The 19,062-nt window shown below is 51.9% G+C and carries 21 protein-coding genes and 2 pseudogenes; 12 read left to right on the plus strand and 11 right to left on the minus strand.

Features of this window, described 5'->3' with window-relative positions:
- Positions 1–530: 530 nt before the first annotated feature.
- A complete protein-coding gene (locus tag ACN2TU_RS23515) occupies positions 531–755 on the plus strand; it encodes a DUF8015 family protein (protein ID WP_435158895.1) in 225 nt (74 codons plus the stop codon).
- A 121-nt stretch (positions 756–876) separates the two neighbouring features.
- Here ACN2TU_RS23515 and ACN2TU_RS23520 read toward each other — a convergent pair whose 3' ends face one another.
- The gene (locus tag ACN2TU_RS23520; protein WP_435158897.1) at positions 877–1,488 is read right to left on the minus strand and encodes a response regulator receiver protein; all 612 of its coding nucleotides are present in this window, start codon (positions 1,486–1,488) and stop codon (positions 877–879) included.
- 458 nt (positions 1,489–1,946) lie between these two features.
- Here ACN2TU_RS23520 and ACN2TU_RS23525 point away from each other — a divergent pair, with 458 nt between their 5' ends.
- Entirely contained in the window at positions 1,947–2,339 is a 393-nt protein-coding gene (locus ACN2TU_RS23525) for a HalOD1 output domain-containing protein (protein WP_435158899.1), read from the plus strand.
- A gap of 328 nt (positions 2,340–2,667) precedes the next feature.
- Here the strand turns inward: ACN2TU_RS23525 and ACN2TU_RS23530 are convergent, their stop codons facing one another.
- Positions 2,668–2,904, minus strand: coding sequence for a type 1 periplasmic-binding domain-containing protein (locus ACN2TU_RS23530; RefSeq protein WP_435158901.1), 237 nt, complete (start codon positions 2,902–2,904; stop codon positions 2,668–2,670).
- Positions 2,905–3,180: 276 nt separating this feature from the next.
- On the opposite strand from ACN2TU_RS23530, the gene ACN2TU_RS23535 reads away from it, so the two are divergent.
- Positions 3,181–3,600, plus strand: coding sequence for a hypothetical protein (locus ACN2TU_RS23535; RefSeq protein ID WP_435158903.1), 420 nt, complete (start codon positions 3,181–3,183; stop codon positions 3,598–3,600).
- 112 nt (positions 3,601–3,712) lie between these two features.
- On the opposite strand, the gene ACN2TU_RS23540 is transcribed toward ACN2TU_RS23535, so the two are convergent.
- On the minus strand, positions 3,713–4,054 hold the full coding sequence (locus ACN2TU_RS23540) for a DUF7718 family protein (RefSeq protein WP_435158905.1): 342 nt from the start codon (positions 4,052–4,054) through the stop codon (positions 3,713–3,715).
- A gap of 270 nt (positions 4,055–4,324) precedes the next feature.
- On the opposite strand from ACN2TU_RS23540, the gene ACN2TU_RS23545 reads away from it, so the two are divergent.
- The 3 genes from ACN2TU_RS23545 to ACN2TU_RS23555 all read left to right on the plus strand — a co-directional run bounded on the left by ACN2TU_RS23545 (position 4,325) and on the right by ACN2TU_RS23555 (position 5,737).
- Positions 4,325–4,612, plus strand: a complete 288-nt coding sequence (locus ACN2TU_RS23545; RefSeq protein WP_435158907.1) for an HVO_A0114 family putative DNA-binding protein — start codon at positions 4,325–4,327, stop codon at positions 4,610–4,612.
- A 92-nt stretch (positions 4,613–4,704) separates the two neighbouring features.
- The gene (locus tag ACN2TU_RS23550; protein ID WP_435158909.1) at positions 4,705–4,929 is read left to right on the plus strand and encodes a DUF7317 family protein; all 225 of its coding nucleotides are present in this window, start codon (positions 4,705–4,707) and stop codon (positions 4,927–4,929) included.
- A 580-nt stretch (positions 4,930–5,509) separates the two neighbouring features.
- Positions 5,510–5,737, plus strand: a complete 228-nt coding sequence (locus ACN2TU_RS23555; RefSeq protein WP_435158911.1) for a winged helix-turn-helix transcriptional regulator — start codon at positions 5,510–5,512, stop codon at positions 5,735–5,737.
- Between the two features lie 3 nt (positions 5,738–5,740).
- Here the strand turns inward: ACN2TU_RS23555 and ACN2TU_RS23560 are convergent, their stop codons facing one another.
- The 5 genes and pseudogenes from ACN2TU_RS23560 to ACN2TU_RS23580 form a co-directional block, all read right to left on the minus strand.
- Positions 5,741–6,664, minus strand: a complete 924-nt coding sequence (locus ACN2TU_RS23560) for a bile acid:sodium symporter family protein (protein ID WP_435158913.1) — start codon at positions 6,662–6,664, stop codon at positions 5,741–5,743.
- Positions 6,665–6,880: 216 nt separating this feature from the next.
- Positions 6,881–7,135, minus strand: a pseudogene (locus ACN2TU_RS23565) (glutathione S-transferase N-terminal domain-containing protein).
- 17 nt (positions 7,136–7,152) lie between these two features.
- Positions 7,153–7,401, minus strand: coding sequence for an Rdx family protein (locus ACN2TU_RS23570; protein WP_435158915.1), 249 nt, complete (start codon positions 7,399–7,401; stop codon positions 7,153–7,155).
- Positions 7,402–7,484: 83 nt separating this feature from the next.
- Positions 7,485–7,952, minus strand: a complete 468-nt coding sequence (locus tag ACN2TU_RS23575; protein WP_435158917.1) for a DUF6789 family protein — start codon at positions 7,950–7,952, stop codon at positions 7,485–7,487.
- A gap of 85 nt (positions 7,953–8,037) precedes the next feature.
- Complete coding sequence (locus ACN2TU_RS23580; RefSeq protein WP_435158919.1) at positions 8,038–8,445, minus strand: DoxX family protein; 408 nt, start codon at positions 8,443–8,445, stop codon at positions 8,038–8,040.
- 152 nt (positions 8,446–8,597) lie between these two features.
- On the opposite strand from ACN2TU_RS23580, the gene ACN2TU_RS23585 reads away from it, so the two are divergent.
- The 3 genes from ACN2TU_RS23585 (at position 8,598) to ACN2TU_RS23595 (ending at position 12,675) form a co-directional block, all read left to right on the plus strand.
- A complete protein-coding gene (locus ACN2TU_RS23585; protein WP_435158920.1) occupies positions 8,598–8,951 on the plus strand; it encodes a winged helix-turn-helix transcriptional regulator in 354 nt (117 codons plus the stop codon).
- A 144-nt stretch (positions 8,952–9,095) separates the two neighbouring features.
- Complete coding sequence (locus ACN2TU_RS23590; protein WP_435158974.1) at positions 9,096–9,851, plus strand: helix-turn-helix domain-containing protein; 756 nt, start codon at positions 9,096–9,098, stop codon at positions 9,849–9,851.
- 73 nt (positions 9,852–9,924) lie between these two features.
- Positions 9,925–12,675, plus strand: coding sequence for a heavy metal translocating P-type ATPase (locus tag ACN2TU_RS23595; RefSeq protein WP_435158922.1), 2,751 nt, complete (start codon positions 9,925–9,927; stop codon positions 12,673–12,675).
- A gap of 25 nt (positions 12,676–12,700) precedes the next feature.
- Here the strand turns inward: ACN2TU_RS23595 and ACN2TU_RS23600 are convergent.
- Together ACN2TU_RS23600 and ACN2TU_RS23605 are read right to left on the minus strand one after the other, a co-directional pair.
- A pseudogene (locus ACN2TU_RS23600) lies at positions 12,701–13,756 on the minus strand (DNA polymerase domain-containing protein); the annotation flags it as partial.
- A gap of 178 nt (positions 13,757–13,934) precedes the next feature.
- Positions 13,935–15,194, minus strand: a complete 1,260-nt coding sequence (locus tag ACN2TU_RS23605; protein WP_435158923.1) for an OFA family MFS transporter — start codon at positions 15,192–15,194, stop codon at positions 13,935–13,937.
- Positions 15,195–15,376: 182 nt separating this feature from the next.
- Here ACN2TU_RS23605 and ACN2TU_RS23610 point away from each other — a divergent pair, with 182 nt between their 5' ends.
- Together ACN2TU_RS23610 and ACN2TU_RS23615 are read left to right on the plus strand one after the other, a co-directional pair.
- Positions 15,377–16,114, plus strand: coding sequence for a hypothetical protein (locus tag ACN2TU_RS23610; protein ID WP_435158924.1), 738 nt, complete (start codon positions 15,377–15,379; stop codon positions 16,112–16,114).
- A gap of 280 nt (positions 16,115–16,394) precedes the next feature.
- The gene (locus ACN2TU_RS23615; RefSeq protein ID WP_435158925.1) at positions 16,395–16,532 is read left to right on the plus strand and encodes a DUF7503 family protein; all 138 of its coding nucleotides are present in this window, start codon (positions 16,395–16,397) and stop codon (positions 16,530–16,532) included.
- Positions 16,533–16,667: 135 nt separating this feature from the next.
- Here ACN2TU_RS23615 and ACN2TU_RS23620 read toward each other — a convergent pair whose 3' ends face one another.
- Positions 16,668–17,054, minus strand: coding sequence for a ribbon-helix-helix protein, CopG family (locus ACN2TU_RS23620; protein ID WP_435158927.1), 387 nt, complete (start codon positions 17,052–17,054; stop codon positions 16,668–16,670).
- Positions 17,055–17,456: 402 nt separating this feature from the next.
- On the opposite strand from ACN2TU_RS23620, the gene ACN2TU_RS23625 reads away from it, so the two are divergent.
- On the plus strand, positions 17,457–17,939 hold the full coding sequence (locus tag ACN2TU_RS23625; protein ID WP_435158928.1) for a hypothetical protein: 483 nt from the start codon (positions 17,457–17,459) through the stop codon (positions 17,937–17,939).
- Positions 17,940–19,062: the final 1,123 nt, after the last annotated feature.

Raw genomic sequence — 19,062 nt, forward strand, 5'->3', positions numbered from 1 at the left:
TTCCCTCGAACAAACCTGCCACCGTCGAGGTCATCTTTGATGAGACTGCGTATCCTGAGCAGATCTCACGTGTGTATGTCGATATCGAGTTACAGCTCGATGGCAGTTTTTACATTCATTATGTGGAAGAGTGGGAAAGAGAACGGAAAGAATGTCGATGAACAACTCGATGAGATGCAAGTCAGGATCGTAGCAATGAAACCTGGTGACTAGAAAATCGAATTTAATAAAATTGTGAGCGCATTGAAAGCAGACGATAGGACGACGTCTGCCTCTGGCGTGGATGACAGGTGAACTAACCTGAACCGGCTTGTTTACAAGACTATACGACGACAGTATCATGTGGTATGTTATCATACTTAACCGTTGCTATCAGACAGTATCCTTTCTGACAGAGAGCTGTAACAAAACTAGCTACCGTTCATAAGTTATGGATTGAATTTTTAGCTGTTATACAATGAGAATGGAGAACCTCTAGAGTAGCTATGCAGAACTCTTATGTACCTACGTCTCATTTTATAGAATAGATTATGACAGGATATTATGATCTCATTCTCGGCTTGATCCCACTCGCATTGATTGGTGTTACCGGCGCAGTCAGTGCTGCTGGGCTTTCACTGGCAGCTGCAGTTCCTGTCGGTGCAACTGTTTCCGTCCTCCTCATCGGGCATGCACTATTCGTTAATGGACCCGTCGATAATTCTCCTGAATCGACATCAGCCGCCCCCGCTCTCCAAACTAACTCGGCAGACTAAGTTCTCACCTCTACAGTCTGGTTTTCGAGAGAAGTATTCGAGTACACTATTCATGCCCCATAGCACATTTTCATTCAATCAGGAGTACTATTCTACCGACTAGCGAGAGGGATAGGGGGAGCTAGTTCTTCCCAGGAGATGCATCGAGTGCATCATCAAGACCACTGTCCAATGACTCGCGGATAGATTGATCAGTTCCCGAGTCAGTAAGTGCAGCTTCGAATTGATGTTGGTATCGATGATCGACCGCAGCAGCGGCCTGTTCAGCATCGAGGATCCTACAATATCTTCCGACAGTACTCTTGCTCACATCGAGCGTCTCAGCAATCGTCTCGAGTGAGGTCTCCTCTTCACGAAGACCTCGAAGTTGATCTAGATCAAACGGAGCATCAAAATCTGTCTCACGGAGGAGTTGAAGATGAATCCGTGCACGTGTGACGGTTTTATCTCGGCTTGCATTCCCCAGTTCGCGTGCAATTGCCGTATCGGAATACTCGTCGTAGAACAGTTGCACAAGCGTGGCTAGTTCGTCAATCTCGAGTGACGTTCTGAACCCATATTTCTGCTTCATCTCCCGAATAATGGGTTGCAGTGCTTCAGTAGGACCAGAATTGTCACCAAGCGTTCCGGGCGTCTCTTCTTGGTTCTCGGTTACTGTAGAATCGTCAGCGACGTCGAGAAATATCTCACGGAGTTGTTCAGTTTTCTCCCGTGTAGTATCTGTTTCGGTCATTCTAGACTAGAAAACTAGTCAGCATGGCCAGATCAACCTATCGAACATAATCGCCAATGATAGATTCATAGCGGAAGTTAGTCCGTTTTGATAGGGAAGACGAGCAGACAATGTGGAAGAGTAAGTTAGGTTGGATACGGAAGCACCGCTTCAATAGACGTATACGTCTCGTCGAAAAGGACGGGTAGGGGGAGAGCCAACTCTCACGACCAGGCACAACGACACTGTCGGCTGATGGCGCCAGACGATGGCATCGTGCTGGCCACTGTGAGAGCGTATCTTCACCAATGGCACGAAGAATCAAATAAGCACGTCAGACATAGATTGAGTTCATTATATAATTCGGTTAAATAACCAGACAGCGTTCATCACTCGATTCATAGTGCCGCTTTCTTTCAATCCAGTGAATTCTGTGGTAAGCGGCCGTTACTCAAGTTTCTGGAGAACCAATAGAAAATATGAACAGTGACACAGAAAGAACCCAAGAGATCGGTTGGTTCGGGTCCACGACAGAGCACTCCGGCCCGAGCTCACCACCGCAATATGCACTGGTCGCCTCTGAGACGATCGACCTCGACGCATCGACGTCAGAGCTTGTTACTGGTGTCGTTGACGTTCTCATTGACGTGATCGAGCCGGCAGGTGGCCAGACTACGCTCTCGCTGTACGAATACGTGGACCCAGATGCGCTCGAAGACATCATCGAAGCAAGTGCATCGAAAAAGAGCAACGTTGAGGTGCGATTCACGGTTGAAAATTATCTCGTCACTGTCCGGAGTAACAATACCGTCCTCATCTACGAACCGCTCGGAGCACGCAGTAGTACTAGCGAGAAAATCCGACACAAGTAGTCGGCCAGAGAGATGTAACGAGGTGAACAGCAGTAGATTAGTATATTATACTAACCTCGACCATACCGCTTCATCCTCGTGAAAAGAGATACGCGAACTGAGGAAACTACCGCTTGCGATCGATGTTGTCCCCCTAGCTAATTATCCATGGAATGCGAATTACCGACTATGAGTACAAAAAACCAACTTCAGTAATTCGAAAACAAAGCACAGTTGTTGCGCCACATCGCTGAAGAGACGGGGAGAGACCTAGATTCGCTGTGGGAAGAGTACGACGAGAAGGTTGAATAACGCTTTGTGTGTGGCCTCACTACCGAGGCTGACCTCGCTATACAGATCCATAATCAGTGAGTCGAAGCTTGCCCTCAACTTCGTAGAGATGGCCCTTATTGTAGAGTCGTTCGATGATATCCTCAGCGCCCGGTCGCCCAAGATCTTCTTTCTCATCAAGAATTGCATACGCTTGCTCGTAGGTGAGCTCTCGCTCATTCGGCAATGCTGTTACAAGCGCGTCCAGGGCGTCTTGCGCAAGGGGTGAGAGTGATGATCCTCCCTGTCCAACCATTGGTACTCATTGATTCGCGCACTCGCCACGTAAACCCTTGGACGGGGCGTCCTCTTTCGCTGAGTAGAGTTCCGTGACACACTGGGATGAAGACGGCATGGACGCATGGGTTTGGAAAGAGTGCAAGATCCCATGCCGTCTGTCGGGGTACACGGGCTGCATTTGCGTCTGGAATATGCGAACTGAAGTCAGTTTCTATCCAGTATGGGGTGAAACAGAGTCAAAACTCAAGAGATGAGGCGAATGCTCTTAGGTTAGCATACAATACTAACAATAATGCCAAACACAATCAAACGATCCGGCGATGGCCTCGCTCTCCAGGTCACAAAGCCAGCCAGAACCGCTGGACTCGTTGAAGAAACTGACGAGGAGACCACCAGCCTAGCAGACATCCGCGTGTTTGCATTCGACGACCTTCTTCTCGTCGTCGACATTGACCGCATCACAGACGAGAATATGGTCGAACTCGCAACGTCAGCCGCCCTCGATACCGTCTCGATCCACCGAGTCACAGACGTCTCACTCCAAATCGCAGGAAATGGCTATCAGGTGCAACTCCCAGGTGCTGCAGACGCTGGATTTCACGTTGATGATCGAGCGCCCTGCACAACAGCACCCAATATGCTCGTGATTGCAGCCGAAGGATCCGAACGAGTGGCAGCCGATATAGTGACGATTCGGCGTGAGCAAGTATAATAGTCAAAATCAACAGGAAGTAGTCTTCTAACAATCGCTCGGAGCCTTTCCGCTGACCGAGGGAGATGCGTTTGCACTAAATTCTAATCACCAATAGTTTCGATCGTAACAATCACTCTGACTCGTGGTTTTCGAGATAGAGTCGGGCATATCGACGCCAATTGTCCGCGAGATGGTCATCTGCCTCATAGACGGTCGATACATCGATATCAAAATCCTTCCTTTCTGCACCCTCTTCTCGGTAGTATTGGTCGATGTGAATCGATCCTTCATCGTGCTCAGAATCATCGATTTTTGCGATTTCGATGCGCTCGCCGTTCGCACGTTCATAGAAGAGAACCGCCGCAAATGACTCAACAGTATTCAAATTCGGATCCGCCCGGACACCAATCTGAAAGACTCGTGTGCGGTACTGGCCAACCTCATAACTGTAGGCAAATTCGGATTGAGTCATGGAGAAACATCGCCTCGGAATCTGCTTGCACGGAGACGTCGCAGTACCATACTGGCTCATTTATCGCCGACCGGATTAGTCATTTCGATTAAATCGAGGGTTATAGCGCAACTGAGAGGGAGAATCCATATACACGTGAGCACCACCAACAGTGATTAGTAGTTGTGGCCACTACACAACAGTAAGAATATCACCATGTCTGAATCCACACGATCGGATACCCCCTCGTCACCGGCTTCCGAGCAATCACGCCGTGACCGCCGAAAACAGATGGCACGAGCGCTTGCTCGCGGTGGAATGGAAGGCGTCCATGTCCTGAGCCACGAAAGCGCGGCTGAAATCCTTACACCAAAACGACGTGACCTCATCACCTATCTCGCCGAGAACGAAGTTGCGTCAGTTCGTGATCTTGCACGACAACTCGATCGCGATAAGGGACAAGTGAGTCGTGACCTCGAAACGCTAGCCCGCCATGGTGTGATCAGCTTCGAGACGGACGGGCGTGCCAAGAAGCCGTATCTGCAGCACGAACATGTTGTTGTTGAGCCGATTGTGTGACATCACCCCGTCTCCATTTCCGATACCTATCGGAGATCGATATTCACAGAATACAGTAACGAGTCGGCCCTACATCAGTTCAAAGAGATCTCATGCCCACTGACCGCCACAGCCTGCAAAATGAAGAAGAGCTCGCGACGACGATTGGGCTCTACGTCCTTGGTGAAATCTCACTCGGGAAGGCCGCAGAGCGCACTGGTGTTACTCGCTGGGAGATGGAGGAAATCCTCCAAGAGGCAGGCGTTGAGCTTCGTCTCGGTCCACTAACCAAAGACGATCTCGACGACGAGATTGACGTTGCCCTCGATATTGAATGAGCAAGCCGTTCTCTCGCCCTTTTTCCTTGACTCAACAGTATTGAGCACCACTTGGGCTTGCTCTACTTAGCGAGGCCACACCACCTATGCACGTGAACGAAAACAAAGTTCCATGAGCAGAACACACCACTCTTGCATGTGAACATCGCCGCATGACCAGTTCAGACAGAGTACTGGAACCAGAGAGACACCACTCTTGCAAGTGAAGCTAGTCGCGGAAAGGGGGAGGTAATGAGAAATGCATCTAAACCACGGATACAACTGAACGAGAGAACTAACTCGTTCAAATAACTAACAAAAGAAGCAGTCGCACACCACTGCTGCAAGTGAATTCGTGAAAGACTGTCGGTACTGACCGAAGAGGACAAATTCTCGGAGACTACAACACTTCCCGGAAATTCAGCGGATAAACGCTGTATATCGCCTGTTTTCACTTGAACAGGTGGTGTGTCAGACGTTATGTCAACGCTTTAGTTATAATTGTGCACTGTTGTTCTTTTACTAGACTCTCTCTCTTTCTAGTTTCACTTGTAACAGTGGTGTGTGTCTGTTCTAGTGTTCACTTGAATCAGTTGCAGCCATGGTTTTAGTCAGATACAACAAGATCGAAGACACATTCGGCGAGGTAAGTAGCTCGACGCTGTCGTCACGACTCGAGGAACTAGTTGATGAAGGATACCTCTCCAGAGAACAGTATGCAGAAATTCCCCCTCGCGTGGAGTACGAACTGACGGAAATAGGCGAGCAACTCTGTCACCGACTCGAACCCCTTCTCGAATGGGTTGAAGAACAAGAGGGTCAGCAGTAGTATTCAGGATTGCCGACGAAACCATTTCGCGAGGCCCGCGCTCGTGGTCATCTCGACAATGCCGAAGACAACCGCTGGAAGTGTCGCCGACGTCGGGAAACCAGCACCAACGAGCAACGCGGCGGCAACAGCAAAATCACGCATCCCGACAGACAGCGTCGCCGCAATACGCTCCCCCCGAGTGAAATTCCGACTGACGAGCCACCCGGCTGTGTAGCCAACACCGTTGAGGATGAGTGCCCCGACCACTACGAGAAAGAACACTTCGTCGCTATCACGAACGAGCGATGCGTTGGCCGCGGTCACGATACCGATGATGAGAATCACCATCAGGCCCGCAATCGACGGATAGAGCTCGTCATACACTCCAATTCGGTCCGGCCACCGAGAGCGAGCTGCGACGGCGAGACTCATCGGAAGCACAACAGCGAGTAACAGTTGTGTGACGATCACGACTGGATTGACTGTAACAGATCCACCTAAGAACAGTGTAACAACACCAGGGACGAGCACCAGCGTCCCAAAACCAACCACGATGAGGACAATCGTCGCAAGTACCGTATCACCCCCGCTCAGTTCGGTCATCGTCGGGGTAACGAGTTCGGGTGTTACCGCACCCAAAATAACAAAGCCGGCCGTGAGCGCAGACGACAATCCAAGACCGTGAGCGATACCGAACGCGAGCAGCGGCATCCCGGTCTGAACGATGAGAATCGTGAGTAGCGTTCGTCCGCGGAGGTCTCTGAATCGCTCGGGCGCAAGCGTCAGCGAGACCGACCCGATCATGACCGCGAGAATCAGCGTTGATAGTGGTGTGAGAACAGCTATTGATGGAAGAGCTAATCCAATGCCAACCGAGAGAAGCACCCAAACCAATAGATAGTCGTCGACGAGGACAGCAATACGCGAGAGGGAGCTATGAACCATCAATGCAGTGAGTTTGTTCACGCGTGATTTGTGAGTTGGTATTCTGTGCTCCTTCGAATCGAGTTACCCATCGTGACCGAGTCATCCTGACAGCGTACGGTACTCCTCGAAGTCACCAACGGGTATGCGATATTCTATTGCTGTGTTTCCTTGGTCACCACGAGCGGAGGAGCGCAATCGGAGTGACCATAGCGAAATCTGCGTTCGAGACAATCGTCACGAGTAGTGGGTTTCGAGGTAGTCGATGATATCGTCACTTTCGTACATCGTAACACCACGCTGGTGATCAACCAGAAACGGGATCTGGTCTGTTCCACCTAGGGTTTGGAGTTCGGTGTGCGTCTACTCATTACGAGTCTCACCCGCTGCAGTACGCGGATTGTGGATGACATACGAGACGCCAAGGTCAGTGAGAGTTTCACGAACTTTCTGTGAGTACCCGCAGTCTTCCGCTTGAAAGAGTTCGAGCATTGATGATCAGGTGAACGTTAGGCGTCAACCGAGATTCGATCGTCGATTGCATTGACGATCAGGTTCATGTCCATCTCAGCACCATGAACGCTTTTGTCCCAAATTGTCTCTCCATCGACCGTCACGATGAATACTCCACCATGACTCGGGACGAGCGACACACTATCCAACTTCTGTCCGAATTCGTCCAAGAGTCTGGTTTGAGTCGCAATCGCTCGGTCAAGTAAGCCACATGGGACACAGTATTCGATTTCGATTGCGGTCATCGCTCTCACTCTGAGAGTGGCATCGCCGTAAAGCTAGGACAAGGGCATGCTGACTGGGTTAGCGCGAGCTAATCGTCTATTGCTCAATCTGCGGTCGCAGGCGACTCCCTAGATGTCAGCGTTAGGTCTCGATCCAATGTCCAGCCGAGTATGCCACCGTAAATCAAGTGAAGAACGAGCGTGGCAACCGCAATCTGTGGAGTGGTTGCAAGTCCAAACACTCCCCAGCCGAGGAATGGAAGGAAGGTGACTTGCATTACCGCCCAGAGCACGACGCCGAGTCCAAGTCCCTTCCATATCGTTACTGGATGAGCAATCCGTGCGAGCACGGCACCGAAGAGACCACCGTACCCGAGGTGGAGCCCGACCACTAATACCAGCAGCACCGGTTTCGGAAGACCACTCCCGAAGAGGGTACCAACCACTGCTTTTGGGATTGGTTCTGGCATTGGAGACACACCAGTCACCGTTGCCACGAGCATGAAGAGTGACATTGCAATCGTCGCACCAATTCCATAACCGAATCCGCGTATCAATCTCTGTTGGGTCACGTTCAGAGAGACCGAGAGTGACCAAATAAGCCTAAGACAAGCCCCAGCTAACGGACTGAGCCGAAACGGACGTGGTTAGGATACACTAACCGAGGAGTCGATCAGTTGGCTGCCAGAGCGAGTACGAACCGGTCCCCAACACGAGAATCACTATGGAGCCAGCAAGGACAATGAGATTCTTCCAATCCGGGCCAATATACAGGATCGCGACGAGCATCACCGAGATCAATAACAAGGCAGCGATTTGACCGCCAATCCCGAACAGAAGCATCACGACCGCTGTGACTTCGAGTAACCCTGCTACAATAACCATCACTGCTGGCATCGGAATTCCATAGGCATCGAAGAACGCGACCGAATTGCTGTAGGTGATGAACTTACTCAGTGCTGGTTTCGCTACCAGAGCGACGAGAATGAGACGGAGCCCGGTGAGAACCCAGGCGGGAGTCAACTGATTGAGCGACCAAATGCTATCAGCACGTCGTTCGACCATAGCGGGTAGTGGAAAAGATTCGAAATAAGCGTAAGCGAAGGGTACACAAATCAAGTACGGTTTGCTAACCCCCTTAGCAAACAATAGTAACTACGGAATTATTGTTTTGGAACACTACACTAATACGGCTTCACTTGTTACCGATAGGACGAATGAGTAACGCAAATCAGGACGGATGTGTTGCATCGTGGTGCGCCGACGACGACTGGTGCACCGTCACGTGCACAGCCCATCTCATCGGGAAGAAATGGCATCCCGTCATTGTCCATCGACTGCTCGAACATGGACCACTCGGATTCAACGCTCTCAAGTCGGAGATTGATGAGATTTCCAGTACGGTACTCTCAAGCAGCCTTGAAGATTTAGAGGACAATGGACTGGTGAATCGCGCCATCGTGAGCGAGAAACCGTTCCGTGTCGAGTACTCGCTCACCGAGCAGGGAGCGTCGCTCGAACCGATAATCGATGCGATGGACGAGTGGGGGGAACGCTATCTTGACAGTTAGCAAATGTGATATGGGATAACAGTAATCACCGATCACAGAATTTGTCTGGCATAAATCACTGCTTCACGAATACATACTCATAATCTGTTGTCGCTGGCGGTGGCGATGTACAAACTCATCAGCGTCTATCCCTTACTCATCCCTATGCGTGAATTCGTCTTCGCTCTCGAGTACGAGCCGGGAAGCAACCCGGTCGCCGATATCCTCGCGGAGTTTCCGGAGACACAACTCCGTTCCCTCTCATGCCACGTCACCACCGATACACTGTGGCGGGTAGACCATATTGGCGGTGCTGAAGAAGTGCTTGATGCTGTCGCCGATGCGGTCGCCACGGCTGACTATTTTGCTGATTGTCTCGTTCGGCGCGATTGCCAGGGCGAGTGGGAAACCCGTGTCCTCGATCGGACTGCTGATACGCTCATCCTGTATTCGTACTGGAATCGCACTGTCGCGTGTACGTCAATTCCACACCTTGCACTCGAACACTTCGGTGACGGGCTAATCTTCGAGACAACCTGGCGCGGTCGTCGCTATCAATGGCGCTTGATTCTCCCCGGTGATGCAAAGCTCACACCCTTCTATGACACCCTCGAAGCCGAAATCGCCGAAACAGCCGGTGTCGATATCGTTCGCGTAAAGGATACAGATGCGTCAGATCTCAACATGGCAGAGAGTGAGAGCGATCAGTTCCTCTCACCAGAGCAGGAGAGTGCGTTACGAGCCGCCGTCGAACATGGCTACTACGAAACCCCACGAGCAATCGAAACGTACGAACTGGCTGAACTACTGGGCATTCCGGGTTCAACACTTTCGTATCGTCTCCGCCGAGCAGAAGCCCACCTCGCAGGGTCGTACGTGAAGAATATGCCGTTTGCCCAACTTCCCGAATCCGATCAGTAACGCTGGTTCTCGCTCATTCGTTTGGTGTGTACCAAACGAATCCGTAAGCCACTACGAGAACTACTGAGAGGTAATGAGTAGAGAGTCGGATCAACGGACTCCATCGGATACTGCCGAAGTGGAGACTACGGTTGTCGCAGTCCCCGAGATGGATTGTCCGTCCTGTGCAGCAAAAATCACCAAGAGTGTCGAGTCACTCGACGGTGTCGAGTCGATCGATCCAGAGGTGGTGACTGGAACAGTGACGGTTAGTTATTACTCTGATCAGGTTGACCAGAGTGCCATCATCGACCGAATCGAGGCCGCGGGATATTCCGTTCAGTCCATTCCGAACCCCGAATCAACGTCGTTCAGTGTCCCGGAGATGGATTGTCCCTCCTGTGCGAGTAAGATCACCACCAGCGTCGAGCAGCTTTCCGGCATCGAGGCAATCGACCCAGAAGTGACGACCGGAACAGTCCATGTCGAGTACGATTCCTCGCAGACTGATACCGAACAAATCAGTGAGCGAATCGAGGCCGCGGGCTACGAAATCGAGACAGAACACGCAGAACGCACAGACACGTTCGACGTGCCCGACATGGACTGTCCGTCCTGTGCCGGCAAAATCGAGAATGCACTCGACACGCAGAATGGGATTCTCTCGTACGATACCCAACCGACAACTGGGACGGTTACTGTAACGTACGACCCAGATACTGCCACCCAGAGCGACCTCACCGATGCGATCGAAGGAGCAGGCTACGCGGTCGAAGGCAGTCGAACCGAGGGATCGACGAGTCAAGAGACACGCCCACGCGAAGACCCCAGCACCGTCTGGCGTAGCACACGTGCCCTCAAAGTCTACACAGGCGCGGCGTTTCTCACCCTTGGACTCGCCGTCGAATATCTCCTTCCCTCGCTGAACGTCGTGCTTGCAAATGGGTTCGGCCAAGCAATCACACTCACGGAGGTGTTCTACATCCTTGGCATCATTGCGGGCGGCGAGCGGATCATCCGAAACGGGTACTACTCCGCCCGAAACCTGAGTCTCGATATTGATTTGCTGATGAGCCTCGGCATTCTTGGCGCGGTCGCTGCGAGTCTTATCTTTGGTGAAGCACTCTACTTCGAGGGCGGCACCCTCGCAGTGCTGTTCAGCTTCGCCCAACTGATGGAGCGATACTCGATGGGGCGGGCACGAAGGTCGCTCGACGAACTCATGGAGTTGGCTCCCGAGACGGCGACCGTTCGTCGCAATGGCGATGAACAAACACTCCATATCGATGACGTCCAAGTCGGTGATGTTGTTATTGTTCGCCCTGGAGACAAGATTCCGATGGACGGCGAGGTCATCGAGGGCGAGAGTGCGGTTAACCAGGCTCCAATTACGGGCGAAAGTGTCCCCGTCGATAAGACCGAAGGTGAGGACGTGTACGCTGGGACGATCAACGAGGAGGGCTATCTGGAAGTTCGCGTCACGTCGACAGCTGCCGAGAACACCATCGCACGAATCATCGAGATGGTTGAGGATGCCCAGCGCGAGAAAACGGACCATGAGCAGTTCGTCGACCGCTTTGCCAGCTACTACACACCAGTCGTCGTTAGTCTCGCGGTGGCACTTGTATTCGTCCAACCACTCGTGTTCGATGCCACGTGGCGAACTGGCTTTGTTCACGGTCTCACACTCCTCGTCCTCGCGTGTCCATGTGCAATGGTCATCAGCACACCCGTGAGTGTCGTCTCGGGGATCACGAGTGCCGCGAAAAACGGCGTTCTCATTAAAAGTGGGCCAGACTTGGAAGCGATGGGGGATGTCGATACCGTTGCGTTCGATAAAACGGGAACACTCACGAAAGGCGAGTTGACCGTCACGGACGTTGTCCCACTCGAAGGAACGTCTCGCAAAGAGGTATTGCGGACCGCACAAAGTCTGGAAGCGCGGAGTGAACACCCGATTGCAGCGGCAATTAGTGATGCGGGTACTACCGAAGGTATCTCCGAACGCTCGATCACGAATTTCGAGAGTCTCACCGGCAAGGGCGTGACCGGAACCATCGACGATGAGCAGTACTACATCGGCAAGCCCGAGTTGTTCGAGGACCTCGGTTTCGATCTGGGTCACGTCCATGTCGCAACGGATGGCGGAGTCGCTATGACGACGGCGGAGTGTGACCACGGTCAGTATCTCGATTTGATGGCCAGAACAGTACCAAGCCTCCAAAACGACGGAAAGACGGTCGTATTCGTCGGAACGGACGATCGATTGCTCGGTCTCATCGCCGTGGCTGATGAGGTTCGACCAGGTGCACGCGAGACAGTCGAACAGCTGCACGAACACGGCATCGAGCGTGTTGTCATGCTGACCGGCGATAACGAGGGAACAGCACGAGCGATTGCCGAGCAGATTGGCGTTGATGACTACCGAGCCGAACTCCTGCCGGACGAGAAAGTGCAGGCCGTTGAGGAGCTTCTTGAACAGTCCAGTGGTGTCGCCATGGTCGGAGATGGCGTCAACGATGCACCGGCACTCGCGACGGCGACTGTCGGAATTGCCATGGGTGCAGCGGGGACTGACACCGCTCTTGAGACGGCGGACATTGCGTTGTTGAGCGACGACCTCACGAAGTTGCCGTATCTCGCCGGGTTGTCCCAAACGGCAACGTCGGTGATTCGCCAGAACATCTGGACAAGTCTCGGCATCAAAACCCTACTGGCGCTCGGGGTGCCGTTTGGCCTCGTGAACGTGATCGTGGCTGTCGTTGTCGGCGACATGGGGATGAGCATCGGTGTGACGGCGAATGCGATGCGGCTCTCGCGACTCAAACCCAGCCGGTTCTTCTGAGGGAATTCAAGTCAAATTATACATCTTACCCGAACGACGCCAAACTAGACTCGATATACTTCCCTAACTCCTCCTCAATATCCGCTTCACGCCATCCAAGCGGCGACAGCACACTCGCTGCCGCACGAACCAACAACTGCCGATAAAATTCAGTATCATATTCGTCCAACTCCTCACTCGCCAATAGCACTCGCTCCCGCGAGCACTTCCCGTCATCCACCACCACATACGACACACTCTGACCGGGCGCACGCGATAGCCCCAAATCAGCCGCTCGCTCCAACGCCGCCACACTCCGCGTCGATTGCGTGTAGTCCTCCCGCTTTTTCGAGACACAGTTCGTGATCACTAACTCATTCGGATCAACCGCCCCACGTTTAAGCCGATCGACCCACGACCGCAATTCCTCACAAACGGCTTCTGGGTCGCGATACGCATCCACTGCTCGGATCAACGCTTTCTGCGCATCATCGATATATGTCGGCGTACTCTGTTGGCGACACTTGATTCCTCGATACTTGTACTCATCTTCGCCAGCGACCTTCCCGAAGTACTTCGTTAATGCACCGGCATCCGAGTCTCGCAACGGCACAAATGTTATCCAGTCGTAGTGGGCTTCGTGTTCAAGGCGAATCTCCACCTGGTCGGAAATCTCCTTCGTAAGCGCAGACAGCGACGTTTGCTCCTCTCCGTCAATCGGCGTCACCCACACACTGTCCACGATACCATGCACAATCCGCCAGCCGTTCTCCTCGAGCACTGCTTTCGTCTCTAACAGAATCTCCCGAGCATACGCGTTGATCGCCTCGTGGCACTCGATCCGTCCGAACTTCGCATTCGAAAAGCCCTGATAACCGAAACACGACACCAAAATCCACTTGATCGCACTCGATTGCCCTTCCAACTCCTCGCGACGCTCTTCATCCTCAGTCTCCCGAATCTCGGCTTTGATCGCGTCGCGGTCTTCGATCAACGGCTCAAGCACATCTGGCAGATAGCCTCGCTCGTCACAAATCGAGTAGCCGATGCCCGGTACGTCCTCCCGACCAGTGTGACACTCACACCGAATCTTCTCCGGACTGTAAAGGGGATGAGAGACGTGAATTGGCTCTGACGACAGTGTCAGTGGCTTCTACTTGTGAGATAGTGAGAGAAACTTACCATCTCGTGTTTCCCATCGTCTGCTTATAACACCAACTGCAACGCTAGACAAGCGTTGTTCGATGTAATCCTCGACAACTGGTCGTTCGAGATGAGAATTAGGGATCTGTAGTAGCGCCCTCGTTTGAGATGACTGTTGTGGGCGTGAGTGAGCACGTCAATAGGCCTGCAACTGCGATGAGACCAGCACCAAGATAAAATGACATTGACCAGCCAAGAAGCGAGACGAGTACACTGGCTACAGTCCCACCAAACACACCACCTGGAACCTTTGCGGTGTAGATCAGTGCGTAGTTCTCAGACGAACGAGCTTCACCATAGTAACTACCGACAAGATTGGGGAAAATAGAGAACACTGGACTTCGGAAAAAGGCTGCTCCTCCTGTTAAGAGCAAAAACAATAAAGGGTGATGTTGATTTGCAGCGGCAATCGCACCAGCGAGTGACACACTGCATAAGAGAAGCGAGACACCCGCAGTTCGTTCTCCACTGAATGTGTCCGACAGACTACTAATGATGAGGATTCCAGCACCATCAGCAAGTGCGACAACTGAAGCGACTGATGTTGCAACTGCTGCAGAGAGGCCTAATTCGATCGTCAGCTGGACTGACTGTCCGATAAGCATCAGTCCGACGCCATTGACAATGACCAAGACACCGTAAAACAACCAAAATTGCCATGTCCTCGCTGCCGTTCGCCATCCAACAGACGGCGACTCTTCGATTAGACCATTCTGATCTGCATTCTTCTTTGAGACAGAGCTATCCCCTCTTTCCGTGGAGGTCGTGAGGTCATCAGGATCCCGAATTACAAGCCCTGCAAGAATCCCAAGGATACCCACAGTTCCTCCAAGCACAAGAAGCGTCGCTGTAAATCTAGTGTCAATATACTCACGAAATAGTGGAATGAGAAGGACGCTTATCCCGCCATATGCCATTGTGACGATTCCTGTTGCTAGACCTCGTCGCTTGTCAAACCACTTAACAGATGTATTAACTGCGACAGTATATGCGATACCTGCGCCCACCCCACCAACGATATAGGAGAGATAAATCGAGAAAATGGATGAAACAACTGCCGTCCCTGCATAGCCAACAAACATCAAAATCCCAGAGGCAATCAATAGTTTTTGCGGACCAAAGCGGTCTCGAATATGTCCTGCAGGTAGCTGAACGAGAGTTTGTGCGATGATATACAGAGTGAACACAGTACCTAGTGCAGTGTCAGACGCTGCTATTCGTGCACCTACTGCACCACTCAAAGACGACCAAATGAATTGATAGGTGCCTGCAGCACCCATTACTGTTGCTGCAAGTCCAATAAGTAACCAACGTGATCGGGATGTCGAGTTATCCATTGTGCAGAAGAGCTAGTACGATCATAAAATAAACATTGGTTACGTATCCAAAAGTACCCGTGAGCGCATTCACTGATATATAAGCGACATTTTATCCTATTGGCACGCTCATTACTATAACCCATATTCTGGGGCGTCCATATCAACAGAGGACACTGCGGCCACAGTGGAGGTGCATGCCGATGAGTGAGACCACCACGTCCGGAGCGTCCAGTGTTCTTGATGCCGACCTCTCGGTCAGCGACCTTGCCGATCACATCCAGACGCTCACCGACCGCATCGACGACCTCGAGCAAGAAGTCGCCGAGAAAGACGAGCGAATCGAAGAACTCGAATCTCGACTCGACACGACAGAATACCGTCTCGATGCCACCTCGAATATCGACGACAAACTCGACGAGCGCCTCGAAGATGTGGAGGCGACTCTTGAGAACACAAGTGTGGATGTTGACGCCCCAGAAACCACCTTACACGATACGTTGTTGGCGGACAGCCCGCTTGAACAGGCCTGTGGCATGACCGACCAGGAATCCCGTGAGCATCTGAGTGAAAACCAGCACCGTGCGAGAAACATTGCACTCGTCGCGACGAAGATCGGGAAGAAAACCCCGAACGGGTACGTCATCAGCAACAAGAAGTATCGCGAAGAGTTGGCGGCGATGCTCGGGAAATATCCCAACGACAATACGGTCAAACGCACACGGGAGTTTCTCGACTGGTTCGGCAAAGAGAACGTCCGGCTCATCGATCACCGTGGGACGAAGAAGGTTGTCTTCGACACGGCGTATGCAAAGCAACTCGGTCGGACGTCCTACAGCCCGGAGGAGTGTCACGTAATTGAGCACAAGAACTCGTGGAAGGACATGCTCGGATTACACCCGTCGGGTAAGGCGGATTCAAACGTCTCTGCCACGGCGTAATCTGATGCCAGATATCACTGCAAGACAACCAGAAAGATAAACGGGACACAAAGTTCCGCACCACGAACGGACGTACGCAACACCCGACTACTGTACAGTATATTCTTCTAACCGTTCTTCTAACCGTTCCTCTACGATTCGGTGATTTGGATTTCTCTCGTGATTACGCGACGGGTGTAATGGAAAAACGTGTTGTCGTCAGTCTGTAGTTGCGGACTTGCTGGCGTTGGTCGTCTTTGGGAAAGTGTTTAATTACCAGTGATGTTCTTTACTAAGTGCGTTGTTTGGTAACAATACACTGCACGACAAGCTCGTACACCACCCCCGTCTGACCACCGCTTTGTTCGTTGTAACCCTGTTACTTATGCAGGCAGGGAATGCCGCTGCCGGTATCTGTTCCACCTGTGGTGGCCCATAACCATTCTCTCTCGCACCACGCTAACTGGATGTGAGTACCTTATACAACGGCCGACTACTGTCGAGTCCTTCTCTTCGGTTCTATAGGAGCTGGTGGTACGTGAGTGGGCTCTGACGATGGTGTCAGTCACTGCCCTTACCGAATACCCACCCACTTCAGACGTGTCGCGAGGGGTTGTTCACGCCAAGCGAGTTCGTCTTCGACGTACCGTTTGAGTTCTTGGTTCTCCTTGCGCTGGTCGAGCACCTGGCGCTTCTCACGGTGCACACGGTCGAGTTCCTGTTTCACTTCATCGTACTCTGTCTGGAGTTCGGCGTACTCTTCTTGGAGTTCCGTGTGATTGTCGTGGAGTGCTTCGTACTCAGACTGGAGTTGGTTGTGCTCCTCTCGAAGTTCTTCGTGGTTCTCACGGACGTCAAGTGCATCACGGATGTACTCCGCGCGGGATAACCCGGCGTCATTCGCGAGTTCATCTAACTCCTCGCGGCGTTCATCGTCAACTCGAACGGAGACATTCGGCATACAGAGTCACTCCAACTGGAGCACAATGTAATTCAGTCAGACGCCCGTGCGACGTGTTTCGGGTGGAATTTTCGTTAGTATATAATACTAACTTACGTCACTCCCAGCTCGCGGCTGGATAGTGAGCGGACTTGGTGACTCCTCCCCGCCCTAAAGGGCAGGGCTTCCTGTTTCGATGACGGCGGTGTATCCCCGCAGTAAACGACGGGGTTTTAGCGCCTGTATTCAAGATAATTCATACAGCGTGACTTACTCCTCCTACCCAGTCACATCAACGCTGTTTAGCGGTTTTTACGATAATCACCATTCGAATCCTACTGTGTTCATGTTCCGGTAGAACTCTGTAGGTTCATAAATATCAACAGCACAGAATTTATATATACTCAATATTGTCTTATTGATATGAATCGGCGAGAGTTCATTAGTGCGGCAGTAGCAGTGAGTGGAACGCTCTTGAGTGGTTGCGTTGGGGAAACTGAAGCGACAAAGTTGGAGCAAGCACCTGAATCCGCGATTAAGATCTCGACTATAAAAGAGAGTAATTCTGAAAACGTTTCTAAGATATCTGGCCATCTTGAATCGGGTGAATTTGAAGGGATGAATTTTTGGGGCAAAACCGGATACACTCTTGAATGGGATATAGAAGTCAAAGGTGGCCCCATTGATGTCTGGGTGATGGAACAAAACCAGCTCAAGGCTTTCCGTGACCGTGGGGAAATAATGTACTCAAGGGGAGTAAGTGAATTTGGTGTGAAGTCTGGAAAAGCGTTCGGTACGATGCAACCAGGTAAGCAGATGATTGTCTTTGAAAACTCAGGAGTTTTTAACACCACACCCGAGGGAGCAGTTGACTTTGACGCGACTGTACGAATGCTGTTTCAGTGAATACCTCTCTGAACAATTGATATTTAGGAGCGTCTCTCCTATGTCATTTTCATTTGCAATCCATGTGACATCCTCCCGCGCCTGAAGACGCGGGCCTCCCACGCCCACCAATGGGCGGTTCGGTGGGATGTTTAGGGTTCGCACCCCGACGAGGTGCTGGCACTGCCACGGTACCGGTACTCCTATCCCGTCCGAAGACCGGACGAGACTCGGAGGTACTTGGGTGTTTTGTGTCGGTCTGCGTGTCCGAGGGCTTACGTATTTGATGCGGCAACCACCGAGTCAACTGCCAGTTGTCGGACTGTCAGAATCCGATGGGATACCATCGAATTGACACCGAGAAATACGCGGGGAGAGCACCTAAGACTATGCCGTACAGTGAAAGTAACCAAAGACGGCGATTCATCCACACCCTCAAGGGCGTGGTATTCTCGCCTGCAATTTTATAAACACGGAGAGGGTATCGAGGTGAGTTTGTGAGTTCACTCGCTATCTGGTGTGTTCACTTCCGCTATAGATTTAATCGGAAGTAGAATTCTATGGACGCTCAGCCGAATGCCTGCTACTTTCATTCACAGGCAATTTTACCCAATACTGCGTGGATAATAAACATTGTACAATAATTGACATCAAAGGCGTCGCTGACTGTGGACATCCTCTGCTTACCAATAAAAAATGCTCAAACCACTTTCCTTGTATCTCGACAATACCACTGTCTCACCCGTTTCAGTGTTAAATAGGAATACGAACGGGGGTGGATTCGAACCACCGGGGCCACTTCGTGGCCGCCATCGACGACACGAGTCGGAGCGTCGATGGTGCTTCTACCAACAAGCAACCCGTTCTCGCACCGGATTCCCCCACCGGGAATCGGTGATGGCCGTGGTGGGAATGACGACACGGCCATCTGTAGACCATCAGACGTGAGATTCCCCGTTGACTTTCTTCATTCCGAGCGCCACGGGTAGGGTCTCTGGGAAATGGGAAGCCCCTGTGGCGCTCGCAGTTTATCCAATGGTCGCACTGTATATTGTTATGCGCTCCCTGACGGAATAGAACAAGAGAATGTCGGATACTGCAGTCCGATTAGGAGCAGTACACGGCCTCGCATATCTAAGCGGAT

Source organism: Haladaptatus marinus, assembly GCF_051194195.1.